Below are 6,377 nucleotides of genomic sequence, written 5' to 3'. Positions count from 1 at the left end.
ACAGGCTGCGGCCTGATACTCAAAACGCAATCGATTTAACAGAACGTAGGGCGTAGCCCCCAATGAGTGTGTAGGCGAGTAGATGAAGTGATGGCAAAGCGGTCAGACCGTGGGTTGGGAAAGCTGTGCAGAACTCAGGGCTGTTCATGGATTAGCCCGCCAGTGAGATGAGCTCCAACCTCGCGAATCACCATCAGGGCCCGCAGCGGATCTCAGGATCCGCATTGCTTCCAGGCCGGATATAAGACCGTAATGAACCCGCCAAGTCAAAACTTCAAAAATTCGCTTGCCACACGGGAGGCGTCCATATAAGTTCTGCCGCACCGCCCCTTGACCGAGCACCGCAGGGTGCCCGCAGCGCAGCGCAGGGACACGGACTTGGGGTCGCCTTTTTTGTGCCTACTATTTTTGGGCCGGCCATCCGGTGGCGACGCAAAAAATAGTAGGTGCGCCGCCGGGCGCAATCCCGGCCCCCGACCTCAAGGGAAGAGGAGAAGGTAACTATCAAGCGCTACCAATAAATCAACCGCCGCTTGCCCTCACCCCTGCTCTCCCAGAGGGAGAGGGAGCTAAACCCCGGCGTCTATTCGGGAGGCGTTTCTGAGGACTCCTCAGATGGCGCTTCAGGCGGCACATGAGACTCGACCAGCTCTCGCAACCAGAGCGCCGCATCTTCCAACCCCTGCCGCTTAAGCGCCGAAAAAAGCTTCACATCCCCGCCACCAGCCTGCAACTTGGCGATCGACAGCGCCTTGGCCTGGTCCGAACGCGTCAGTTTGTCGGCTTTGGTCAGCAGAATCAGGAACTTCATGCCTTCCTCGACGCGCGGACGAATCACCTCCAGCAGTATCTCGTCCAGCTCCTTCAAACCATGGCGCGGGTCGCACATCATCACAATGCCAGCAAGATTCTCGCGGTGGACGAGGTAGTTCGCCATCACCTGCTGCCAGCGCCGCTTGTCGTCCTGGGGCACGGCTGCATAGCCGTAGCCGGGCAAATCGGTCAGCACTGCATCGGTCTGGCCTTGGCGGCCCAGGGCGAAAAGGTTGATGTGCTGGGTGCGGCCGGGTCGCTTGGAGGCGTAGGCGAGCTGATTTTTCTGGGTGAGCGTGTTGATGGCGGTCGACTTGCCGGCGTTGGAGCGGCCGACAAATGCAATCTCAGGAACTGTGTGATCCGGCAACTGATTCAACTGCGCTGCCGTGGTCAAAAAGCGCGCCGTGTGCAACCAGCCCAGCGCCTCGCGAGCGCGAGCGTCCTTCGCCGTGTCAGTGGGAGGCGAGGCGGAATCTGGCTGTTGTGGAGGCTGAGTCATGGCGTTTGGGATGGCGAGCGCAATGACGCGCGAAAGGGGCTAGTGCAGTGTTTCATGTTTGATGGCACAAATAAAAAGGATGGATTTTTGGTCATGGCGAGGCGCAAACCGCAGTGATACCCGGAGGTATCGCGAGGAGTTGCAACGCTGCCAGGGCCGAAAAGACGCCTTTTTATGTGCCAGATAGTGTGAAACACTGCACTAAAAGAGAGGTCGAGGAGCGGCATTGTAGAATCACGCGGTTCAGTTGGTTCCTAACCATTAGGTGAATGGACTGACATAAGCTCCCTCGAATACAACTCAAGAAGACGATCGCCCATGAAGTCGCTCGCCACTTTGCTCTCGGCCACGCTGTTCGCGGCCACTGCTTTCGCCGCTGACGCGCCCGCCGTTCCCAAGGCTGATCTCGTCAAAGGCGCAGCCAGCTACGCCGCCGTCTGTGTTGCATGCCATGCAGCCGACGGCAATTCAACGGTGCCGTCGCAAGCCAAGCTTGCACAGCAGCATCCAGAATACTTGTTAAAGCAACTGCTCGAATTCAAAAGCGGTGTGCGAGACAACCCCGTCATGAAAGGCTTCGCCGCCGCGTTGAGCGAAAGCGATGCCCGCAATATCTCTTGGTGGCTGGCATCGCAGAAGGCGAAGCCGGGCTTTTCAAAGGATAAGGATACCGTGATGTTGGGCGAGCGTATATACCGCGGCGGTATCGCAGACCGAACCATCCCCGCATGCGCTGGCTGCCATAGCCCGAATGGCGCCGGTATTCCGGCTCAGTATCCACGCTTGTCCGGTCAGTACGCTGAGTACACGGCCGCCCAGTTGGTCGCTTTCCGCGATGGCACACGCAAGAACAATGGCGTCATGCACGATGTGGCCGCCAAGATGAATGATCGCGAGATCAAGGCTGTGGCAGATTACATCGCAGGCTTGCGTTAAGTCGCGCTGCCGGGCTTACTCCCGTCACAAGCAGTGTCCTTAACTTGGGTGTCGTCCGTTGAAGAACCCCTGCGCTGTGGTTACCCGACGACGGGCCTAGCGACGCAGGTTGGGGTTGCAGTGATCTGTGCCCCTGGCTCTGCTGGGGCACGTGGATGCACTGGTGCTCCCCAGCTAAGAATCGGGCGCAGCCTGGCAGCGAGTGGCATGGCAACCGCTCGTTCGTGCCTACGATGACGCCGGGTTTTTCGTTGGGTGGATTTTTCCCGAAGAAAAATGCGATGCAGGTCAAGAAACTTGCGTTTAGGCGGAACACAGCGAGGCGATTGGAGTCCAACACCATGAGCATGGCGTTGTGGTGCTCAAGGCAACGGTTTGGGGTTTGTTTGGGCTTCTCCCGCAGGCCTGTTCCTATACGCAGGCAAGAAGATTTTGAAAATGCGCTTGCGTGGGCGAATCCTCTCGGCAATCAACAGATAGACGGTAACTAGGCGGATATCGAAAAGGCATGGCGACCATCACTACGGAAGGCTTCGAGCCTCAGCGCGGCTCACGCGCTTGGCGTACAGCGGTGGAGCTGCTGTCGTCCATGCGCTTTGCGATTGCGCTGCTCACCATCATCTGCATTGCCTCGGTGATTGGTACGGTGCTCAAGCAGCACGAGCCGGCTGTCAACTACACCAATCAATTCGGGCCTTTCTGGGCCGATGTGTTCCTCACACTCAAGCTCAACGCCGTCTACAGCGCCTGGTGGTTCCTGATCATCCTGGCGTTTCTGGTCGTGAGCACTTCCTTGTGTATTGCTCGCAGTACACCCAAGATTCTTTCGGATCTCAAGAATTTCAAGGAAAACATTCGCGAGCAAAGCCTGAAAGCCTTTCACCACAAGGCCGTGGCGCAACTGGCGGGCGAGCCCCAGGCTGAAGCGCAGCGGATTGGCCAGCTGCTTTCCAGCGGTGGCTGGAAGGTGCGACTGCAGGAGCGCGATGTCGCGCAGGGCGGTAAGGGGTGGATGGTGGCCGCCAAGGCAGGGGGTGCCGGCCGTATTGGCTACATCGCAGCCCATAGCGCCATTGTGCTGGTCTGCCTGGGAGGCTTGTTGGACGGCGATCTGATCGTGCGTGCGCAAACCTGGTTTGGCGGTAAGTCGATTTATACGGGCGGAGGCCTGGTGTCGGAAGTGAAACCGGAGCACCGGTTGTCCGAGAACAACCCCACGTTCCGCGGAAACTTGGTGGTGGCCGAAGGCTCGCAATCGAGCACGGCCATCCTGAGCCAGTCAGATGGCGTGCTGCTGCAAGACCTGCCCTTTGCTGTAGAGCTCAAGAAATTCATCGTGGAGTACTACTCCACCGGCATGCCCAAGCTGTTCGCCAGCGAAATTGTTATTCACGACAAGGCCACGGGTGAAAAAAAGGATGCTCGGGTGGAAGTGAATCACCCGGCTAGCTACAAAGGCATCCAAATCTATCAAAGCAGCTTCGACGATGGGGGCTCCCGAGTGAAGCTGCAGGCTGTGCCTATAACGGCTAGCAGCCGCCCGTTCGAAATAGAAGGGGTGATCGGGGGTTCCTCCGAGATCACCAATGGCAACGAAAAGCTGACGCTCGAATACACCGGGCTGCGCGTGATCAACGTCGAGAACCTGATCAACGACCAGTTGGGCGTAGACGTGCGCAAGGTTGATCTGCGCCAGGCGCTGGGTGAGCGCCTGGGGGCTGCCGATAAGAGCGTGGTCAAAAAGGAACTGCGCAACGTAGGCCCCAGCGTGAGCTACAAACTGCGTGACGCTGCAGGCCAGGCGCGCGAATTCAACAATTACATGCTTCCGGTGGATACCGGAGATGGCACTCCTGTGTTCCTTCTGGGGGTGCGCGAAACACCGGCGGAACCGTATCGCTACCTGAGATTGCCTGCAGACGACCAAGGTTCTATGCAAGGCTTTTTGCGGATGCGAGCCGCATTGCTCGACCCCGCCCAGCGTGAGCGTGCCGTGCGCCTTTACGTGTCCAAGGCGGTAGATTCCGATCGTCCGGAGTTGGCCGACCAACTGGCCGGCTCGGCTGCGCGTGCACTGGGTCTTTTTGCCGGCGAGGAAGTGGTCAAGGGTGAGCGAAAAGGGGGCTTGCAGGCGATTTCCGACTTCATGGAAGAAGCCGTGCCCGAGGCTGAGAGGGAGAAGGCTGCGGGCGTGTTGCTGCGCATCTTGAACGGAACCCTGCTGGAATTGAACGGCCTTGCCCGTGAGAGCCAAGGCAAACAGCCGCTGGTTGAAAACGAGCAAAACGCCCGTTTCATGAATCAGGCCATACTCGCGCTCTCGGACATCAATTTCTACCCAGCGCCGGTAGCCCTGGAGCTCAAGGACTTCACGCACGTGCAAGCCAGCGTTTTTCAGGTTGCACGTGCTCCCGGAAAAACGGTGGTCTATCTTGGTTGCCTATTGCTCATTTTTGGGGTTTTTGCCATGCTCTACGTGCGCGAGCGGCGCGTGTGGGTGTGGCTGGCGCCCGAGGGCTCGGGGGCGCAAGCTACCCTGGCACTGTCTTTCAATCGCAAAACCCTGGATGCCGAACGCGAGCTCGGCCAACTTCAGCAGAAATTGCTGGGGTCCTGAACACAAGGCTTGGTCATGAACACCACGAGCACTGCCGTAGCACCTTCCTCCCCTGCTATGACGCTGAACGAAGGCTACTTCAGCCGCCGTAACTGGGCTGACTGGCTCTTTGCCGTGCTGGTTGTGGCCGGCGCGTTATTTGCTTTTTCGCGCTATCACGCGGCGATGGATGTCTACGAAAAGGCCATCCTTGTCGGCACGGTGCCGGCCATCATTTGGCTGGGCTGGTTCTGGCGGCCTTTGCGCAACCTGATGCTGGTGGTGGCTGCATTGTCATTGCTGGCCATCGTTTCCTATGAGGGTGATCTGCGGCGCGCAGATTCCGTGTTCTGGCTCAAATATTTTCTCTCCAGCCAGTCGGCCATTCTTTGGATGAGCATGTTGTTCTTCATGAGCACCGCGTTCTATTGGGTGGGCATGTTCTCGCGCGGCCAAGCCGCTGTCTTTGAAGGTTTGGGCTCAAAACTCGCGTGGACCGCGGTGACATTGGCGCTCATCGGCACCATGGTGCGCTGGTATGAAAGCCATCAGATTGGCCCCGATATCGGCCATATCCCCGTCAGTAATTTGTACGAAGTGTTCGTGCTGTTCTGCTGGATGACCGCGCTGTTCTACCTTTATTACGAAGCACAGTACAAAACCCGCTCCATGGGCGCTTTCGTCATGCTGGTGGTGAGCGCAGCCGTCGGTTTCCTGCTCTGGTACACGCTGGTGCGAGATGCGCACGAGATCCAGCCTTTGGTTCCAGCGCTTAAAAGCTGGTGGATGAAGCTGCACGTCCCTGCCAACTTCATTGGTTACGGCACGTTCTCTCTGGCGGCGATGTTGGCGTTTGCCTACCTGATCAAGCAGCAGGCGGCGGAAACCCGCTGGTATAAGTTGCAGCCCATCTGGCTGTTCGGCATAGCGCTGTGTTTCGTGCCCATTGCCTTCCGCCAACGGAACGTGGGTGAGGCCGGAGGTGCGTACTGGCTAGGCTATGCCGTGATTGCCGCGCTGATCGTCGGCGGCATTCTCCTGGGTCGCAAGCGCATTGCAGAGCGCTTGCCCAGCCTGGAGGTGTTGGATGATGTGATGTACAAATCCATCGCGCTCGGGTTTGCGTTCTTCACCATTGCGACGGTGCTGGGGGCTCTTTGGGCGGCAGACGCCTGGGGCGGCTATTGGAGCTGGGATCCCAAGGAAACCTGGGCTTTGATCGTCTGGCTCAACTATGCGGCCTGGCTGCACATGCGGCTGATGAAAGGCTTGCGAGGCACGGTGGCTGCATGGTGGGCGCTGGCGGGTCTGGCGGTGACTACGTTTGCGTTTATTGGCGTGAATATGTTCCTGAGTGGGTTGCACAGCTACGGGACTTTGTAAACGCGGAGGCGCGTTTGTCGCTTCAGCACGGCAGTGCGCCATTCCTTTCAAGACATTGAATTGATCTTTCCCCCGTAGGGGGACTAATATCCCGAAGGCCGAGCGCAGCAATGGCCCGAGTGGGTATCCCACCCCTTGAGGCCGTGC

At 58.4% G+C, this 6,377-nt stretch carries 4 protein-coding genes; 3 read left to right on the top strand and 1 reads right to left on the bottom strand.

Annotated elements, in window-relative coordinates:
• Window positions 1–583: 583 nt before the first annotated feature.
• Window positions 584–1,315 (bottom strand): ribosome biogenesis GTP-binding protein YihA/YsxC, encoded by a 732-nt coding sequence (yihA, locus tag G518_RS37095; protein ID WP_051237426.1) that lies wholly within the window; start codon window positions 1,313–1,315, stop codon window positions 584–586.
• Window positions 1,316–1,633: 318 nt separating this feature from the next.
• Between yihA and G518_RS0126215 the strand changes: the two genes are divergently transcribed.
• The 3 genes from G518_RS0126215 to ccsB all read left to right on the top strand — a co-directional run bounded on the left by G518_RS0126215 (window position 1,634) and on the right by ccsB (window position 6,230).
• On the top strand, window positions 1,634–2,251 hold the full coding sequence (locus G518_RS0126215; RefSeq protein WP_028605016.1) for a c-type cytochrome: 618 nt from the start codon (window positions 1,634–1,636) through the stop codon (window positions 2,249–2,251).
• Between the two features lie 508 nt (window positions 2,252–2,759).
• A complete protein-coding gene (locus G518_RS0126210; protein ID WP_036596249.1) occupies window positions 2,760–4,868 on the top strand; it encodes a cytochrome c biogenesis protein ResB in 2,109 nt (702 codons plus the stop codon).
• A gap of 15 nt (window positions 4,869–4,883) precedes the next feature.
• The gene (gene ccsB / locus G518_RS0126205; protein ID WP_028605014.1) at window positions 4,884–6,230 is read left to right on the top strand and encodes a c-type cytochrome biogenesis protein CcsB; all 1,347 of its coding nucleotides are present in this window, start codon (window positions 4,884–4,886) and stop codon (window positions 6,228–6,230) included.
• Window positions 6,231–6,377 lie beyond the last annotated feature (147 nt).

The sequence above is a fragment of the Ottowia thiooxydans DSM 14619 genome (genome assembly GCF_000422885.1).
GTDB classification, from domain to species: Bacteria; Pseudomonadota; Gammaproteobacteria; order Burkholderiales; family Burkholderiaceae_C; genus Ottowia; species Ottowia thiooxydans.
Note: the sequence above shows the minus strand (reverse complement) of the source record. Positions and strands in the feature narration are given on the sequence as shown.

Coding starts and splice junctions, on each gene's coding strand:
- yihA (WP_051237426.1), bottom strand. CDS start 1,315: ATGACTCAGCCTCCACAACAGCCAGATTCCGCCTCGCCTCCCACTGAC.
- G518_RS0126215 (WP_028605016.1), top strand. CDS start 1,634: ATGAAGTCGCTCGCCACTTTGCTCTCGGCCACGCTGTTCGCGGCCACT.
- G518_RS0126210 (WP_036596249.1), top strand. CDS start 2,760: ATGGCGACCATCACTACGGAAGGCTTCGAGCCTCAGCGCGGCTCACGC.
- ccsB (WP_028605014.1), top strand. CDS start 4,884: ATGAACACCACGAGCACTGCCGTAGCACCTTCCTCCCCTGCTATGACG.